Below are 16,928 nucleotides of genomic sequence, written 5' to 3' on the forward strand. Positions count from 1 at the left end.
CACGTCGGCGCGGGCGCGGCCCGGTGGTCCGGTCGGGTCCGGCGTGCGGGGCCGTCGCGTAGCCTGCCCGCATGACCAGCGACCGCGAGACCGCCGAGGCCGAGCTCGTCTACGCCACCGCGGATCGGCTGTGCGAGCAGCCGGACCCGGTCGAGGACGTGGCGATCGCCCACGAGTCCGGGGTGGACCTCGAGACCGTCCGCCGGTGGCTGGACGAGGCCGAGGACACCCGCTTCGAGGTGCGCACCTTCGGCAGCACCCGGACCGTGGTCCGCGGCCGCTCGATGTAGCGCGGGCTCAGCGGCCGCGGCGCCAGACGACCATCGACCCCGCGACCGCCTGGTGCAGCACCGGGAGCTTGTTGACCGGCTCCCCGTCGCTCGAGCGGGACGGCGCCCGCAGCGCCTGCTTGGTGGCCTCGAGCTCGGCCAGCAGCTCCTCGTTGCGGGCCGACAGCGCGGTGAGGCGGGTCTCGAGGTCGAGGATCCGGCGCACGCCCTCGATGCCGATCCCGGCGGCGGTGAGGTCGGCGATCTCGCGCAGCCGCTCGATGTCGCGCGCTGAGTAGCGCCGACCACCGCCGCCGGTACGGCGCGGCGTGATCAGGCCGAGCCGCTCGTAGGTGCGCAGCGTCTGCGGGTGCAGACCGGTCAGCTCGGCGGCGACGCTGATCACGAACACCGCCGCGTCCGGCCCCGGGGGGCCGCCGAAGGGCTCCCGGCGGGACATCAGGACCCGGCCTCGCTGAAGAGGTTCGCTCGCAGCGGGGAGTCCGCCGTGGCGTCGCGGTAGGCCTCGACCGCCCGGCGGGCGGTCTCGTCGAGCACCGCCGGGACCTGGACCCGCACCGTGGCGAGCAGGTCGCCGACCGTGCCGTCGGCCTTCCGGGCGCCCTTGCCGCGCACCCGGAAGGTGCGGCCGTCCGGGGTGCCGGACGGGATCCGCAGGGTGACCGGGGAGCCGCCGAGGGTGGGGATCTTGATCTCGGCACCGAGCGCGAGCTCGTCGAAGCGCACCGGCACGTCGAGGGCGAGGTTGTCGCCCGAGCGCTTGAACAGCCGGTGCGGGCTGACCTTGACGGTGACGTACAGGTCGCCGGCCGGGCCGCCGTTCTCGCCGGCCGCGCCCTTGCCGCGCAGCCGGATCCGCTGGCCGTCCTTGACCCCCGCGGGGATCCGGGCCTGGATGGTGCGCGCCGAGGTGCCGCGCCCGGAGCCGTGGCAGGTCGGGCAGGGCTGGTCGTAGACCAGCTGGCGCCCGCCGCAGCCGGGGCAGGTCTCGTTCATCGAGAATCCGCCGCCGACCGAGGCCACCGTGTAGCCGGCCCCTTCGCACTGGGGGCACACGTGCGGCTTGGTGCCGGGCTTGCCACCGGTGCCGTTGCACGTCGGGCAGGGCGCGTCGGAGGTCAGCCGCAGCGAGATCGTCACGCCCTCGAGCGCGTCGGTGAAGCTGATCGTCGCGGTGCTCTCGACGTCGGCGCCCTTCTGGGCACGCCGGGCCTGCTGCTGGCGGCGGCCGAAGCCGCCTCCGGCGCCCCCGAACAGGTCACCGAACATGTCACCGAAGCCGCCGGCGCCCGCGCCGCCCGAGGCCCGGTCGCGCAGCAGGTCGTCGAGGTTGAAGCCGCCACCCTGGCCGGAGGTGCCGCCGGGGAAGCCACCGCGGAAGCCGCCGGAGCCGTACAGCGAGCGCATCTCGTCGTACTTCGCGCGCTTGTCGGGGTCACCGATGACGTCGTAGGCCTCGGCGACCGACTTGAACTTCTCGTGCTTGGCGGTGTCCCCGGGGTTGGAGTCGGGGTGGTTGGCGCGCGCGAGCTTGCGGTAGGCCTTCTTGATCTCCTCGGCCGTGGCGTCCTTGCTGACCCCGAGCTCGGCGTAGAAGTCCTTCTGCGCCCACTCGGGCCGGAAGCCCTCGTTGTTGCTCACGCATGCCCTCCTCTCGTTCGGATGCGGGTCCGGCGGGCCCGGCCGAGGTTCGGCCGGGCCCGCCGGGCCGGGGTCACTCTGTCGGGGTTGCCGGGCTCGCCGGGTCGACCACCAGGACCTGGGCGGCGCGCAGCACGCGCTCACCCATCCGGTAGCCGGCCTTCGCGACCACCTTGCAGGTGGTCACCTCGACGTCCGGGTCCTGCCCGAGGTGGCTCAGCGCCTCGTGCAGGGCCGGGTCGAACGGGTCACCGGGGACGCCGAACTTGGTCAGCCCCTGGTTGGCGACCGCGCGCTCGAGCTGCTCGGCGACGGTCTTGAACCCGTCCTCGAGCGGCCCGTGCTCGCGGGCCCGGTCGATCGTGTCCAGGACCTCGGTGACCGGCGCGAGCGCGGCGTACGTCGCGTTCTGCTGGATCAGCTCGCGGTCCCGGTCGACCCGGCGCTTGTAGTTGAGGAACTCGGCCTGGATGCGCTGGAGGTCGGTGGTCCGCTCCGCCAGCTCCATCCGCAGCACCTCGACCTGGTCGCGCGCCGCCTGCAGCGGGTCGCCACCGGTCTCCGCACCACCGTCGGACCCGGCCCCGCCCTCGACGTCACCCTCGATGTCGGAGGCATCGAGGTCGGGCCCGGGCGCCGTGGGGGTCTCGGCGACCCCCGGGTCGTCCGGGTGACCGGCGGCGTCGCCGGTCACCGGGTCCACCGGGTCATCGGTCGGCCCGCCGGTGGGCGGCCGCTGCTGGTCGGGCCGCTCCTCGCTCACTTGGACTGGCCCTCGTCGGCCGGACCCTCGTCGACGATCTCGGCGTCGACGACGTCCTCGTCGCCCTCGCCGGTGGCGCCGGTGGCCCCACCCGCGGCGGCGTTCTCCGCCTCGGCCGCGGCGTACATGGCCGCGCCCATCTTCTGGCTGGACTCACCGAGCTTGGCGATGCCCGCGTCGAGCTCCTCGGCGCTGGCGTCGTCCTTCTCCAGCAGGGACTTCAGCGAGTCCAGGTCGCCCTGGACCTCGGTCTTGACGTCCTCGGGGATCTTCTCGGCGTTGTCGGCGAGGAACTTCTCGGTCGTGTAGACCAGCTGGTCGGCCTGGTTGCGGGACTCGACCGCGGCGCGACGCTTGGCGTCCTCCTCGGCGTACTGCTCGGCCTCGCGGACCATCCGGTCGATCTCGTCCTTGCCCAGCGCGGAGCCGCCGGAGATCGTCATCGACTGCTCCTTGCCGGAGCCCTGGTCCTTCGCCGAGACGTGCACGATGCCGTTCGCGTCGATGTCGAAGGTGACCTCGATCTTCGGCACCCCGCGCGGCGCCGGCGGCAGGCCGGTGAGCTCGAAGTTGCCGAGCGGCTGGTTCTGCGCCCACATCTGGCGCTCGCCCTGGGCCACCTTGATCTCCACCGACGGCTGATTGTCGTCGGCGGTCGTGAAGATCTCGCTGCGCTTGGTCGGGATCGTGGTGTTGCGCTCGATGAGCGTGGTCATCACGCCGCCCTTGGTCTCGATGCCGAGGCTCAGCGGGGTGACGTCGAGGAGCAGCACGTCCTTGACCTCGCCCTTGAGGACACCGGCCTGCAGCGCGGCGCCGACGGCCACGACCTCGTCGGGGTTGACGCCCTTGTTGGGCTGCTTGCCGCCGAGGAGCTCGGTGACCAGGTCGGTCACGGCGGGCATCCGGGTGGAGCCGCCGACCATCACGACGTGGTCGATGTCCTTGATCGCGACGCCGCCGTCCCGCAGCACGTTCTGGACCGGGGTCTTGGTGCGCTCGAGCAGGTCCGCGGTGAGCTTCTGGAACTCGCTGCGCGAGAGCCGCTCCTCGAAGTGCAGCGGGCCGGACTCGCCGTGGGTGATGTAGGGCAGGTGGATCGTGGTCTCGGCCGAGGACGACAGCTCGATCTTCGCCTTCTCCGCGGCCTCCTGGAGGCGCTGCTTGGCGATCTTGTCGGCGGCGAGGTCGACGCCGTTGTTGTCCTTGAACTTCTTGACCATCCAGTCCACGACGCGGGAGTCCCAGTCGTCGCCACCGAGGTGGTTGTCACCCGAGGTCGCCTTGACCTCGACGACGCCCTCGCCGATCTCCAGCAGCGAGACGTCGAAGGTGCCGCCACCGAGGTCGAAGACCAGGATCATCTGGTCGTCGCCCTTGTCGAGGCCGTACGCCAGCGCGGCGGCGGTCGGCTCGTTGACGATCCGGGCGACGTTGAGGCCCGCGATCTCGCCGGCCTCCTTGGTGGCCTGGCGCTGCGCGTCGGAGAAGTACGCCGGAACCGTGATCACCGCGTCGGTGACCGGCTCGCCGAGGTAGGCCTCCGCGTCGCGCTTGAGCTTCTGCAGGACGAACGCGCTGATCTGCTGCGGCGTGAAGTCCTTGTCGTCGATGCGCACCTTCCAGTCGGTGCCCATGTGGCGCTTGACCGACCGGATGGTGCGGTCGACGTTGGTCACCGCCTGGCGCTTCGCGACCTCGCCGACGAGGACCTCGCCGGACTTGGCGAACGCGACGACGGAGGGGGTGGTGCGGGCGCCCTCCGCGTTCGCGATGACGGTGGGCTCGCCACCTTCGAGGACGGACACGACGCTGTTCGTCGTGCCGAGGTCGATGCCGACCGCACGTGCCATGGGAATTCACCTTCCGGTTCTTGCTCGGGGATCTTGCAGGTCTGTGTCTTCAAGCTGTGGCTGCGAGCTGTCCGCCAGGCCCCGCAGGCGGCCCGGGCACGCTCGTGCCCGGCCGTGCGGGCCGGCGTCGCCAGCTGCATCGCTGCCGTGAGTCTGACAAAACACTTGAGTTCGTTCAACTCAAGTTTGCTCACATGGCTCAACGCCAGGTGGACCGTTGGTTGTTCCCGCCGCGGGAGGTTTTCTCGAACCGCGTGCCGCCGTGGACCTCCTCCGGTGACCCGATCCGGCCCGGAGCACACGGGTCGGCGGGCCCCAGGTGGTTGGATCGGCCCATGAGGCCCCGGACGCTGGTGCTCGCGGGAGCTGTCGCGTGCGTCGCCCTGGCCGCCGGCTGCTCGGACTCCCCGAGCCCCGCGCCGGACCAGCCCCGCGAGCCGCGCTCCGCCGCGCCGACCCAGGCGGCACCACCCACCCAGCCACCCACCCAGGCGACCGAGCCGGCGCCCGCACCCCAGAGCGCGCCCAGGGTCGCGCCCGACGACGTCCGGGTCGCGACGGCGCAGGCCGCGGTGCGCCACCTGGCCGGGCGGATCGGACCGCGGCCCGGCACCTCCCCGGCGTACTTCCGGGCGGCGGCGTGGGTGCACGACGAGCTCGCCGGTCTGGGCTGGCAGGTCCGCCGTCAGCGGTTCCGTGCCCCGGCGGGCGTCTCGTGGGGCGTGCCGGTGCCCGGCGGGCGCTCGACGAACGTGATCGCCACCCGCGGCGACGTCCGACCGGGTCGGCCCTGGCTGCTGGTCGGAGCCCACCTGGACACCGTTCCGCAGGCGCCCGGGGCCGAGGACAACGCCTCCGGCGTCGGGGTCCTGCTCGCGGTCGCGGAGGCCGTGGCGGCGCGGCGGACCCGGCTGCCCGTCGTCCTGGTGGCGTTCGGCGCCGAGGAGCCCCGCGGGCCCACCGACGCCGACCACCACTACGGGTCTCGCGCGTACGTCGCGTCGCTGCCGGCCCGCGAGCGCCGGGCCCTGCGCGGGATGGTCTCGCTGGACCGGGTCGGCGTCGGCGGCACCCTCCCCGTCGGGAGCGTCGAGGCCGGCGACCCGCTGCGTGCCGAGGTGCTCGCCGCCGCGCGGCGGGCCGGCGTCCCGACCCAGGCCGAGGACGGCCAGCGCTCGAGCGACCACTGGTCGTTCGTCCGGGCCGGCCTGCCCGGCGTCCGGCTCGGCAGCACGCCGTACGCCGGCTACCACTCCGCGGGCGACACCCCCGGGGTGGTCGAGCGTGAGCAGCTGGAGCGGACCGCCCGGACCGTCGTCGCCTGGCTGCGCTGAGCCTCAGCGCGCGAACGGGCCGGTCGAGGCCGCCCAGACGTCGGCCAGGATCTCCTCCCCCACCGTCCCGCGCGCCTCCCGCGGCGCGAACGTCACCGGGTCCATCGCGTAGGGCACCAGCCGCAGCGCCTTGAGCTCCGCGCCCCAGAACGTCGCCTCGAGCACGACGCCCTGGAGCGTCTGCTCCATGAAGTCCATGTCGAAGACGAAGTTGCCCAGCGAGTGCAGCACCGGCACCCCGTCGACGACGTCCACGCCCTGCACCCAGTGCGGGTGGCCGCCGACCACCAGGTCCGCGCCGGCGGCCACCAGCGCCCGGGAGACGCGGCGCTGCACGGGCTCCGGCTCGTGGGTGTACTGCGTTCCCCAGTGCGGCAGCACCACCACGACGTCCGCTCGCCGCTCGGCCCGGCGGATCAGGCCGGTGACGTGGTCGACGTCGGCACCGACCAGCGGGCCGGTGCGCGGCGGCATCCGCACCGACAGCGCGCCGGGAGCGCCCGGCGTCGCCCGCGGCGTCTCGCCGATGGCGTTGAAGCCGATCAGCGCGAACCGGGTCCCGCCCGCCTCGACGTACGCCGGCCGGCCGGCGGCGCTCAGGTCGCGCCCGGCGCCGACGGGCCGCACCGGGCTGCGCCGCAGAGCTTGCACGGTCTCCAGCAGGGCGCGGGTGCCGAAGTCGCCGGCGTGGTTGTTGGCCAGCGACAGGACGTCGAACCCGCTGCGGCGCAGCGGCCCGAGCAGTCCGGGCCCGGCGCCGAAGGAGTCGCCGCCCTGGGTGGGCGCACCGGCGCGGGACAGGGTGGTCTCCAGGTTGCCGACGGTGAGGTCCGCCGAGCGCAGCCGGCGCGCCATCGGCGCGAGGGCCGCCGCCGCGTCGGGCACGCCGCGGACCGGCATCACGTCGCCGACGACCGTGACGTGCACCGCCTGCGGGGCGTCGCGGACCGGGTCCCGGCCGGCCACCCGGGCGACCGCGATCGTCGGGCCGACCACGTCCACCGGCACGACGGCCAGCAGCTCCGGGTCGCGCTCGACCCGGCGTACCGCCCGGCGCGCGGCGGCCGGCGCCGTCGCGCGCAGCACCCGCCGGCCCCGCCAGCGGGTGGCCGTCCCCTCGGTCAGGCGGTTCGCGGCCGCGGCGCCCAGCGGCGGCGGTGGCCGGGTCGCGTGCCCGACCACGACCAGCTCGGGCAGCTCGGGCAGCTCGGGCGGCTCGGGCAGCTCGGGCGGCCCGGGCCCGGGCTCGGCGGGGGGCGTCCCTGCCCGGGACGGCGGGGCGGTGGTGCCACCGCCCGCTCGGTCGCGCCCGTCGCCCCCCTCGTCGTCCGCGGTGCAGCCGCCGACGAGCGCCCCGCCCAGCACGGCCAGGAGCGCCAACACGGTGGCGGCGCCTGCGGGCGCCCGGGCTGACATGCGGCTCACGCTAGCCGTCCGCGGAGCGTGACGTCGCTCGCGCCGGGGAATGGTTTGGGTCGGCATGGTCTTGTCGCAGGCATGACCGTTCCGAACATCACCCTGCACGACCAGACGACCATCCCCCAGCTCGGATTCGGTGTGTACCAGGTTCCCCCGGACCAGACGGCGGAGACCGTGGCCGCGGCCCTCGAGGTGGGCTACCGGCACATCGACACCGCACAGATGTACGGCAACGAGAAGGGTGTCGGCGAGGCGATCGCGGCCTCGGGCATCGCGCGCGAGGAGCTCTACGTCACCAGCAAGCTCAACAACGACGTGCACCGGCCCGACGACGCCCGGCGCTCCTTCGACGCCACCCTGTCGGCCCTCGGCCTCGACCGGATCGACCTGTTCCTCATCCACTGGCCGCTGCCGACCCGGTACGACGGCGACTTCGTCTCCACCTGGCGCACGCTCGCCGAGTTCGTCGCCGACGGTCGCGCGACCTCGGTCGGCGTCTCGAACTTCCAGCCCGCCCACCTGGACCGGATCGTCACCGAGACCGGCATCGTGCCGGTGGTCAACCAGATCGAGGTGCACCCGTACTTCACCAACGAGGACGCCCGCGCCGCCTCGATCCGGCACGGTGTCGAGGTCGAGGCCTGGTCGCCGCTGGCCCAGGGCGGGGTGCTGGGTGACGAGGTGATCACCCGGATCGCCGCCGCGCACGACAAGACCCCTGCACAGGTGACCCTGCGCTGGCACATCGAGCGCGGCGACATCGTGTTCCCGAAGTCGATGAGCGCCGAGCGGATGATGGAGAACTTCGACATCTTCGACTTCACGCTCAGCGCCGAGGAGGTCGCCGACATCGCGGCCCTGGACCGCGGCGAGGCTGGCCGGACCGGCCCGAACCCGGACACGTTCGACTACATCCCGGCCTGACTCCTCGGGCACTCCTCGTGCTTCTCGGGCCTTGCAGAGGCCGAGAAGCGCGAGGAGCCCTCCCCCGGCCTGATCAGCCGATCGTCACCGTGACCTCGTTGGACACCTTGCCGGAGTCGGTGTCGCGGACCCGGAAGCGGTTCTCCCCGGTCTGGCCCGTCTGGACGTACGTCGAGAACGTCTCGTTGCTGACCGACGCCGTCACCGGGAAGTCGGTCCAGCCCCCGTCGACGAAGCGCTCGACCTGGAGGATCGCCCCCTCACCCTGGGGGTAGGTCCCGCTGAGGTCGATGCGCTGCATCGGCGACACGGTGTCCTGGGCGACCGTGAGCGTGGGCTTCTTCTTCGCCTTCTTCTCGGTCTCCTCCGCCGGGTCGGCGGGCTCGCTGGCCTCGCCGTCCTCGGTCGCGAGCGTCATCATCGGCCCGGACGGGGTCTGGGTCTCCGACGGGGTCGGGAGGTACATCGAGGCGCCCGAGGACGCCCCCTCGGCGCTCTCCTCGCCATCGATCCCCAGCACCTGGGTGGCGACCAGTGCGACGCCACCCAGCACCAGGCCGACGACGAGGCCGACACCGACGAGGGCGAGCAGGCCGGTGAGGACGGGACGGTCTTCGGACGGGGCCACGGCGGTCACTCCGGGTTCGCTTCGAGGTCGGGCTGCCATTGTCGAGCACGACGGGCCGTGGCGCGAACCGGGACCTCCGGCCCTCGACGCGCTGGCCGTGCTGGGGAACCCGACCTAACCTCGAGAGATGGGTTCCGACGCGCTCCGGCCGGCGAGGCCGGTGCCATGACGGTCCCGCCAGACCCGGCCGGGGGGTCGGCCCGCCACGAGCGCACCGCCCGCGCGGTCGAGGAGCGCTACCGCCCGCTCCCGCTGCTGCGCGACAAGGTGGTCGTCCTGTGCGGCGTCGGTCCGGGCCTGGGCCGGTCCCTGGGCGAGGAGGCGGCACGGATGGGCGCCGACCTGGTGCTGGTCGGCGCCACCGAGCGCCGGCTGGACCGGACGGCCGCCGCGGTCCGCTCGCACGGCCGGCGGGCGCTCGTCGTGCCGGCCGACGTCACCGACGAGGACGAGCGGGTCCGGCTGGTCGAAACCGTGCTGACCGAGCTGGGACGGATCGACTGCCTGGTCAACAACGCGTTCGCGATCCCGTGGATGGACCCGCTCACGACGCTACCGGTGGAGTCGCTGCGCGCGGCCAACGAGGCAAACGTCTTCGCGCCGCTGCGGCTCGCCGCGCTGTTCGCCGACGGCCTCGCCGCCGCGCAGGGGTCGATCATCATGCTGAACTCCTGCGTCCAGTACTCCTCCGAGCCCCAGTACGCCGGCCACCGGCTCTCCCAGGGCACCCTCGCCCATCTCGCCTCCTCGCTGGCCACCGAGCTGGGGCCGCGCGGGATCCGGGTCAACAGCGTGGCGCCGTCGTTCATCTACGAGGACGTCAACACCGGCTACTTCGACTGGCTCGCCGCCGAGGCCGGACAGTCCCACGAGGACGTCTACCTGGAGAAGGCCGCCGCCACCGACCTCAAGCGGCTCGCCTCCGCGCAGGAGGTCGCCCGGGCGACGCTGTTCCTCGCCAGCGACCTGGCCTCGGCCGTCACCGGCACGATGCTGAACATCGACTGCGGGGAGTTCCACAACATCTGACGCCCCCCGCTCGTCCACAGGCGGGCGGCCCGCCGGTTTCGGCGTACGCCGCGGCGGTGAGGCCACGGACATGGCCCCCACCCCGCAGATCCCGCAGACCCCGCACCTGACCGTCTCGCTGCCGCCGCACTGGCGGCGGCGCGCGGAGCCCGACCACGGCGTGCTGGTGCACGCGACCGCGGCGACCGCCGGCGAGCGGGGTCCGCCCGGAGGTCGTCGTCCGCTGCGAGCCCGCCGGTGCGGACGTCGGGGTCGGCGCCTGGCGGTCCGAGGCGGTGGCCGCGCTGGCCGCCCGGCTGCCGGACTTCGAGCTGGAGGACGCCGACGAGTACGACCTGGACGGGCGCCCGGTGGCCTACCACCGGTTCGCGCACCGGGGCCCGCTGGGCGACCTGGTCAGCGAGCAGTGGGGCTGGCTCGGCGGGGGGCTCGGCACCTGCCTGACCGCGACCGTCGCCCGGGCCGACTACGCCGAGTGGTGCGAGGTGTTCGAGGCGATCGCCGAGACCCTCGAGCCGCCCTGCTGAGCAGCCGTCGACCCGCCCGGAGCAGTACCGGGCGGGTCGACGGTGGAGCACAGGCCGCTAGCCGGCCGCTAGCCGACCGCTAGTTGGCAGCGGTCAGGAAGCGGCGGTACTGCCGGGCGACCTCCTTCGCGGTGACGGCGCGGTCGAGGAACATCAGCGAGTCGAACCGGCAGTCACACGGGTTCTGCTCCCGGGTGTCCTGGGGGTAGGACCCGCCGATCTTGATGCCGCGCGGCAGGGTCTCGCTGGTGCCGGTCCCGTCGACCTGCCACGGGTCGCCGGCGGTGGTGTAGAACCCGTCGAGGGGCCGCCCGTTGCGGTAGAGGGCCATCTCACCGGTGGTGTAGTCGAACGTCGCCGCCAGGTGGACCCACTTCCCGACCGGCAGCAGCTCGCGCCAGTCCTGGGACGCCGCGAACGTCTGCGACGAGCCGGTGTCGAGCCGGCGGCCGAGCGCGACCAGCCGGAGCTCCCCGTTGACGTTGATCAGCTCCAGCAGCGCGCGGACCCCGTGCCCGTCGGAGTCGCCGGACAGGATGCCGGCCAGCCCGATCGCGTTGTAGCGGTCGTTCGGGTCCGGGGTGTTGGAGTTCAGGGCGGGCCCCTCGCCGGTCATCTTGACCCAGCCCATCACCGAGATCTCCTCGGCGCCGGCGAACCGCTCCAGCGACGGCACGCCGTTCTCGCCCCAGACCCCGGCCTTCCAGTCGTCGTTGCCGGCGACCGTCGGATCGACCTGCTTGGTCTGGATGGAGTTGTTGCTGCCGGGGAAGGCGCCGTCGTCGTTCCACATCTCGTTGCCGCCGTTGACCAGGCTCAGCAAGGTGCGCGACGGGCCCTGGTCGAGCTCCCGGCCCCCGGCCGGGAACGGGTGCTCGAAGTCGTAGTGGGCGACCAGGTCGTCCTGGATCGACCGCTCGACCTCGCGCGGCCACGGCGTGTGCCGCGTCCCGACGACCTTCCAGATCTTCCCGTCGGCCTTGGTCACCAGGTAGAGGTTCCGGTCGGCGTCGGTGCCGAAGCGCAGGTCGACCCGCGGGTCGTCCACGAAGTCCGTCATCCGCATCCGGTTGCCGTCGGTGTCGAAGAGCTGCATCTCGTGCAGGGTGGCCTCCTCGCGCCGGCCCTGCTGCATCGAGGCGGCGTCGGTCCAGAAGACCCGTCCGTCCACGAGGTCACCGAAGACGTACTTGCCGTGCAGGCCGCGCAGCTTGTGGCCGCGGTAGACCTGACCGCCGCTGATGGCGTGGCCGCTGTCGGAGGTGCACGGCCAGCCGGCCGGCGGGTCGTGGTCGAAGGATGCGACCGGGTAGACGATGCCGGAGTCGTCGTACCCCTCGGGCAGCGTGTAGAGGTTGCACTCGTCGGCCGGGTCGTAGAGGTAGCGGCCCTCGAACTCGCTCCAGCCGAGGTTGTCGCCCTTGCGGACCTCGTAGACGGCCTCGATCGCGTGCTGCCCGATGTGGCCGAGGTACATCCGGTTGCGGCCGCCGGCGTCCCACGAGAAGCGGTGCGGGTCGCGCATGCCGTAGGCGAAGATCTCGCCGACCGCGCCGGGGGTGCGCACGAACGGGTTCGACCGCGGTACGCCGTACTCGCCGGTGGGGCCGTTGCTGCCCCGCGGGTCGATGCGCAGGATCTTGCCGTAGGGGTTGTCGAGCTGCTGCGGGATCTCGGTGTTGAGACCGATGCCGCCGTCGCCGACCGCGACGTAGAGCAGGCCGTAGTCCTCGTCCCAGCGCTGCGCCGTCGGGTTGAAGTCGATCTGCTGGACGGCGTGGATCTGGCTGGCGAACCCGAGCCGCAGGACCTCGCGGCTGGTGCCGCTGAAGGTGTCGGCCGACGGGTCGTCGGCGGTCCACTCGGTCACGACGCTGTGCAGGAAGGTGTTCGGCTGGGCCGGGTACGTCGTGGGCTTGGTCCCGATCGCGCCGAACTTCTCGGTGTGGACCGTGTAGAGCTTGCCGTTCCTGCGGAAGTCGGGGTGGAAGGTCACGAAGCCGAAGCCGCTGCCCATGCCGCGGCCCGAGTAGAAGTCGGGGAACTCCTCGCGGAAGTCGAGGTAGACGTGGCGCGCACGCCGTTCGAGCAGGTAGAGCGGGCCGTTGAGGTCGGGGACGTACTTGCGGCCCGAGCGGTCCGGCACCTCGCCGATGTGGTTGATCCGGGCGTGCCGCATCAGCCGGGCGTCGGTCGGCTCGGGGATCGGCTCGGTCTCGGGGAACTGGTGGTACTCCTCGAGCACCAGGCCGAGCGAGCTGCGGACGGGGCTCTCGGGGATGGGGTCGGCGACGGGTGTGCTGCCGGGCGGTGCCGCGGCGGAGCCGACTCCCGCTGTCAGTGGTGCGAACAGTGCAGCGACCAGGGCTCCGGTCGCCGCAGCCGCCCACCAGGGTGACGTGCGCATGGATGACTACCTCTCTGTCTGACTTCTCGTGACTATCTGGGGGCTTTCTCTCTGGGGTGGTGGTCGTGGCTCAGCGGGACCGGACGCCCGCGACGAGGACGTCCCGGACCCGGCCGAAGTTGTCGAACGAGCCGAAGCCGGCCCGGCCACCGCTGAACGTGGTGTCGGTCGCGGTCATCAGCGGCTTGCGCGCGCCGTCCACGAACACCGCGATGCCGCCGCGCCGGGCGTCGTAGACGAGGCGTACGTCGTGCCAGTCGGCGTCGGTGATCGCCGGGGCGGCCCCGACCGATCCGTTCCACTGGTCGTCGATGCGGCGCCGGTCGGCGTCGTCGACCACGAAGATCCCGTTGTGGGGATAGATCGTGTTGTCGGTCGAGAGGTGCGCGTAGTAGAAGCGCGTCGGTGACTGGTAGTTCCACACCAGGATCACGTCGCGGTTCGTGACCTCGACGGCCTCGTCGATGCGGACCTCGGCGCGGTAGACCAGCGAGCCGAGCTCCGGGCCCTGGGTGATGACGGCGTACTCGAACGGGCGCCGGGGGCCCGTCGGGGCGGTGCCCGGCTCGGTCAGCACGACCTGACCCCGCTCGAAGTCCCACTTCTCGGGCGTCAGCAGCGCCCAGTGCGCCGGGGTCGCCCGCGGCCTGACCACCGCGAACCCGGGGCCCTCCGCGTGCCGGGCACCGGCCGCGGCCGGCCGGTCGGTCCCGGCGACGCCCGGCGGGGAGGTCCCGGCGACCAGCGCCGCGGCGAGCAGGGCGACGGAGGCCGCGGCGGCTGTCGTGCGGTTCCTGACTGAGGTGCCCATGCGTTTTCCCTTCCGAGTCGGACCCGCGGGGTGGGGCCCTAGCGCTGCGTCGCTGATGCCTCCAGGGGCGGCTGCACCAGCTCGACGTACCGGCGGGCGAGAGTCGCGACGACCTCGTCGCCCGGCGCCGCCCAGAGGTCGGCGTTGAAGATCTCCACCTCGACGTCGCCGGCGTAGCCGGTGGCGGCGACGGCGGCGGTGAGCGCGGTGAAGTCGATGTGGCCGTCGCCGACCATGCCGCGGCTGAGCAGCGCGTCCGGCGGCAGCGGCGTGATCCAGTCGCCGACCTGGTAGGAGACGATCCGGTCGCCGGCGCGCGCGATCTGCTCCAGCACGTCGGGCTCCCACCAGACGTGGAAGGTGTCGACGACGACGCCGACCTGGTCGGCCGGCAGCTGCTCGGCGATGTCCAGGGCCTGGCGGAGGCTGGAGACCACGCCGCGGTCGGCGGCGAAGATCGGGTGCATCGGCTCGATGCCGAGCCGGACGCCGCGGGCGGCCGCCTCGGGGGCGAGCGCGGCGACCGCCTCGGCCGCGCGGGCGCGGGCGCCGGCGAGGTCGCGGTCGCCGTCGGGCAGCCCGCCGGGCACCAGCACGAGCGTGGGCGCGCCCAGGGCGGCCGTCTCGTCGAGGGCGCGGAGGTTCTCCTCGTGCGCCCGGCGGCGAGCGCCGCCGTCCGCGGAGGTGAAGAAGCCGCCGCGGCACAGCGAGGAGACCCGCAGGCCGGCGTCGCGGAGCCAACCGACGCCCGTGTCGACGCCGACCTCGGCCAGCGGCTCGCGCCACACCCCGATCGCCGGGAGCCCGGCCGCCACGCAGCCGTCGATCGCCTCGCGCAGCGACCAGCCCGCGACCGTGCGCTGGTTGAGGGAGAGCCGGGCCAGCCGCGGGTCGCCGGGCTCCGGGTCCGGGACCCGGGCGGGCGCCCCCGAGGGGACGTCGACCGGCGCCGCGAGCGTGCCGCTCACCGGGTCAGCCCCTGCACCCGCAGCCAGTCGGCCATCCGCGACGCGGCGAGGTCGGGATCGCGCAGCAGGCGCGCGTCGTTCGCGAGCTCCAGCAGCCGTCCCAGGTGCAGCACCCCGCGCGCCGACTGGAGGCCGCCCACCATCGTGAACCCGGGCTGGTGCCCGTTGAGCCAGGCCAGGAACGCGATGCCGGTCTTGTAGTGGAAGGTCGGGGTCTCGAAGATGTGCCGCGAGAGCGGCAGGGTGCTGGCCATCGTGGCGTCGTACGTCGTCAGGTCGCCGTCGTCGAGCGCGGCGAGGGCGGCCGAGGCGGCCGGCGCCACGGCCGCGAAGGCGCCCAGCAGGGCGTCGGAGTGGTGGGTGCCGTCGCCGCGGATCAGCTCGGGGTAGTTGAAGTCGTCGCCGGTGTAGAGGCGGACCCCCGCCGGCAGCGCGGCCCGCAGGCCGGTCTCGTGCTCGGCGGAGAGCAGCGAGACCTTGACGCCGTCGACCCGGCCGGCGTGGGCGCGCACCAGGTCGAGGAAGGTGGCGGTCGCGGTGGCGACGTCGGTGCTGCCCCAGTAGCCGCGCAGCTGCGGGTCGAAGGCCTCCCCGAGCCAGTGCAGGACCACCGGCTCGGTGACCTGCTCGAGCAGCCGCCCGTAGACGTGCAGGTAGTCCTCGGCGGACGTCGCGACGGCGGCCAGCTGCCGGGAGGCCATCAGCACGACCTGGGACCCGGTGGACTCGATGAAGGCGACCTGCTCGGTGTAGGCCGCGAGCACGTCGTCGACGGTCCTCAGCGACCCGGGCGCGGCCTGGTCGGTGCCCGCGCCGGAGGCGATCCGGGCCCCGTGCGCCGCGGCCTGCTCCGCGCTGCGGCGTACCAGCTCCTGCACGGCCGGCCAGTCCAGGCCCATGTTGCGCTGGGCGGTGTCCATCGCCTCGGCGACGCCGAAGCCGTAGCGGAACAGCTCCCGGCGGAAGGCGAGCGTCGCGTCCCAGTCGATGACCGCCGGCGCCCCGGGGACGTTGTCGCCCAGCGGGTCGGCGGCCACGTGGGCCGCGGCGAAGGCGACCCGGGAGGCGTACGGCCCCGGGTGGTCGGCCCAGGGCCCGGGCTCGGCCAGCTGCACCCGCCGCCAGCTGCCGTCGGCGGACGGGATCTCGACGGCGCCGGCCCGGGCGGCGAGGACGCTCATGAGGTCCGGGTCTCGAGCGTGACCCGCCGGCCCTCGGCCGAGGAGCGCAGCCCGGCCTCGACCAGCTCCAGGCCGCGGACGGCCGACATGAAGTCGTAGGGGTGCGGCGTTCCGGCGACGACGTCGCGCAGGTAGTGCTCCCACTGGGCGCGGAAGCCGTTGCCGAACTCCTGGTTGTCGGGGACCTCGTCCCACTGGGCGCGGAAGTCCTGGTCGGTCGGGATGTCGGGGTTCCACACCGGCTTCGGGGTGCGGACCCGCGGCTGGATGCGGCAGCCGAACAGCCCGGCGACCGCCGAGCCGTGGGTGCCGTCGACCTGGAACTCCACCAGCTCCTTGCGGTCCACGCGGACCGCCCAGGAGGAGTTCATCTGCACGATCGCGTCGCCGACCTCGAAGATCGCGTACGCCGCGTCGTCGGCGGTCGCGTCGTAGCGCCGGCCCTGCTCGTCCCACCGCTCGGGGATGTGGGTGACTGCCTTCGCGATGACCGAGTCGACCCGGCCGAAGAGGTGCTCGAAGACGTAGTTCCAGTGGCAGAACATGTCCAGGACCATCCCGCCGCCGTCGGCGGCGCGGTAGTTCCAGCTGGGCCGCTGCGCCGGCTGCAGGTCGCCCTCGAAGACCCAGTAGCCGAACTCGCCGCGCACCGAGAGGATCCGGCCGAAGAAGCCGGTTTCGACCAGCCGCTTGAGCTTCACCAGCCCCGGCAGGTAGATCTTGTCGTGCACGACGCCGTTGATCGTGCCGGCCGCCCGGCCGGCCTCCGCGATCTCCAGGCCCTCCTCGACGGTCTCGGCCAGCGGCTTCTCGGTGTAGACGTGCTTGCCGGCGGCGAGCGCCTTGAGGATCGCCTTCTTCCGCTCGGAGGTGACCTGGGCGTCGAAGTAGACGCTCGCGCTGTCGTCGGCCAGCGCCTCGTCCAGGTCGGTGGTGAAGTCCGCGACGCCGTGGCGCTCGGCGAGCTCGGCGAGCTTCTCGGCGTTCCGCCCGACCAGGATCGGCTCCACCTGCAGCCGGCTGCCGTCGGGCAGCCGGACGCCGCCGTCGTCGCGGATGGCCAGGATGGAGCGGACCAGGTGCTGGCGGTAGCCCATCCGGCCGGTGACGCCGTTCATCACGATGCGCTGGGTGCGGACGCTCATGCTCGTCT

General features: G+C 73.3%; 16 protein-coding genes. 5 read left to right on the forward strand and 11 right to left on the reverse strand.

All coding sequences use genetic code 11. From position 1 onward, the window contains the following. Positions 1-71 precede the first annotated feature (71 nt). The gene (locus EBO35_RS17915) at positions 72-290 is read left to right on the forward strand and encodes a hypothetical protein (protein ID WP_122818933.1); all 219 of its coding nucleotides are present in this window, start codon (positions 72-74) and stop codon (positions 288-290) included. A 7-nt stretch (positions 291-297) separates the two neighbouring features. Here the strand turns inward: EBO35_RS17915 and EBO35_RS17920 are convergent, their stop codons facing one another. From EBO35_RS17920 to dnaK, 4 genes are all read right to left on the reverse strand, one after another. Further along, on the reverse strand, positions 298-729 hold the full coding sequence (locus tag EBO35_RS17920) for a heat shock protein transcriptional repressor HspR (RefSeq protein ID WP_122818934.1): 432 nt from the start codon (positions 727-729) through the stop codon (positions 298-300). Beyond that, positions 729-1,931 carry a molecular chaperone DnaJ gene (gene dnaJ / locus EBO35_RS17925; protein ID WP_122818935.1) on the reverse strand — a complete coding sequence of 401 codons (1,203 nt, stop codon included), beginning with the start codon at positions 1,929-1,931 and terminating at the stop codon, positions 729-731. Before dnaJ ends, EBO35_RS17920 begins: the two co-directional genes overlap by 1 nt. A 73-nt stretch (positions 1,932-2,004) precedes the next feature. After that, the gene (gene grpE, locus EBO35_RS20100; protein WP_241153763.1) at positions 2,005-2,694 is read right to left on the reverse strand and encodes a nucleotide exchange factor GrpE; all 690 of its coding nucleotides are present in this window, start codon (positions 2,692-2,694) and stop codon (positions 2,005-2,007) included. Further along, positions 2,691-4,547, reverse strand: a complete 1,857-nt coding sequence (gene dnaK / locus EBO35_RS17935; RefSeq protein ID WP_122818936.1) for a molecular chaperone DnaK — start codon at positions 4,545-4,547, stop codon at positions 2,691-2,693. The genes grpE and dnaK overlap by 4 nt, the downstream gene beginning before the upstream one ends. Before the next feature lie 335 nt (positions 4,548-4,882). Here dnaK and EBO35_RS17940 point away from each other — a divergent pair, with 335 nt between their 5' ends. Next, a complete protein-coding gene (locus tag EBO35_RS17940; protein WP_122818937.1) occupies positions 4,883-5,881 on the forward strand; it encodes a M28 family metallopeptidase in 999 nt (332 codons plus the stop codon). A 3-nt stretch (positions 5,882-5,884) separates the two neighbouring features. Here the strand turns inward: EBO35_RS17940 and EBO35_RS17945 are convergent, their stop codons facing one another. After that, positions 5,885-7,297, reverse strand: coding sequence for a CapA family protein (locus EBO35_RS17945; RefSeq protein ID WP_164478035.1), 1,413 nt, complete (start codon positions 7,295-7,297; stop codon positions 5,885-5,887). 81 nt (positions 7,298-7,378) lie between these two features. On the opposite strand from EBO35_RS17945, the gene EBO35_RS17950 reads away from it, so the two are divergent. Then, complete coding sequence (locus tag EBO35_RS17950; RefSeq protein WP_122818939.1) at positions 7,379-8,224, forward strand: aldo/keto reductase; 846 nt, start codon at positions 7,379-7,381, stop codon at positions 8,222-8,224. 73 nt (positions 8,225-8,297) lie between these two features. Here the strand turns inward: EBO35_RS17950 and EBO35_RS17955 are convergent, their stop codons facing one another. Continuing rightward, complete coding sequence (locus EBO35_RS17955) at positions 8,298-8,852, reverse strand: hypothetical protein (protein ID WP_127479543.1); 555 nt, start codon at positions 8,850-8,852, stop codon at positions 8,298-8,300. Between the two features lie 165 nt (positions 8,853-9,017). On the opposite strand from EBO35_RS17955, the gene EBO35_RS17960 reads away from it, so the two are divergent. After that, positions 9,018-9,881, forward strand: a complete 864-nt coding sequence (locus EBO35_RS17960) for an SDR family oxidoreductase (protein ID WP_122818941.1) — start codon at positions 9,018-9,020, stop codon at positions 9,879-9,881. Positions 9,882-10,156: 275 nt separating this feature from the next. Further along, positions 10,157-10,408 (forward strand): hypothetical protein, encoded by a 252-nt coding sequence (locus EBO35_RS17965; protein WP_122818942.1) that lies wholly within the window; start codon positions 10,157-10,159, stop codon positions 10,406-10,408. Between the two features lie 79 nt (positions 10,409-10,487). On the opposite strand, the gene EBO35_RS17970 is transcribed toward EBO35_RS17965, so the two are convergent. The 5 genes from EBO35_RS17970 to EBO35_RS17990 form a co-directional block, all read right to left on the reverse strand. Beyond that, entirely contained in the window at positions 10,488-12,815 is a 2,328-nt protein-coding gene (locus EBO35_RS17970; RefSeq protein ID WP_122818943.1) for a PQQ-dependent sugar dehydrogenase, read from the reverse strand. A 70-nt stretch (positions 12,816-12,885) separates the two neighbouring features. Beyond that, entirely contained in the window at positions 12,886-13,626 is a 741-nt protein-coding gene (locus tag EBO35_RS17975; RefSeq protein ID WP_206422603.1) for a hypothetical protein, read from the reverse strand. A 38-nt stretch (positions 13,627-13,664) separates the two neighbouring features. Continuing rightward, the gene (locus EBO35_RS17980) at positions 13,665-14,594 is read right to left on the reverse strand and encodes a sugar phosphate isomerase/epimerase family protein (RefSeq protein ID WP_241153764.1); all 930 of its coding nucleotides are present in this window, start codon (positions 14,592-14,594) and stop codon (positions 13,665-13,667) included. Then, complete coding sequence (locus tag EBO35_RS17985; protein WP_122818944.1) at positions 14,591-15,775, reverse strand: dihydrodipicolinate synthase family protein; 1,185 nt, start codon at positions 15,773-15,775, stop codon at positions 14,591-14,593. Before EBO35_RS17985 ends, EBO35_RS17980 begins: the two co-directional genes overlap by 4 nt. Continuing rightward, positions 15,772-16,920 carry a Gfo/Idh/MocA family protein gene (locus EBO35_RS17990; protein ID WP_206422604.1) on the reverse strand — a complete coding sequence of 383 codons (1,149 nt, stop codon included), beginning with the start codon at positions 16,918-16,920 and terminating at the stop codon, positions 15,772-15,774. Before EBO35_RS17990 ends, EBO35_RS17985 begins: the two co-directional genes overlap by 4 nt. Positions 16,921-16,928 lie beyond the last annotated feature (8 nt).

Source organism: Nocardioides pantholopis (assembly GCF_003710085.1).
Classification (GTDB): Bacteria; Actinomycetota; Actinomycetes; order Propionibacteriales; family Nocardioidaceae; genus Nocardioides; species Nocardioides pantholopis.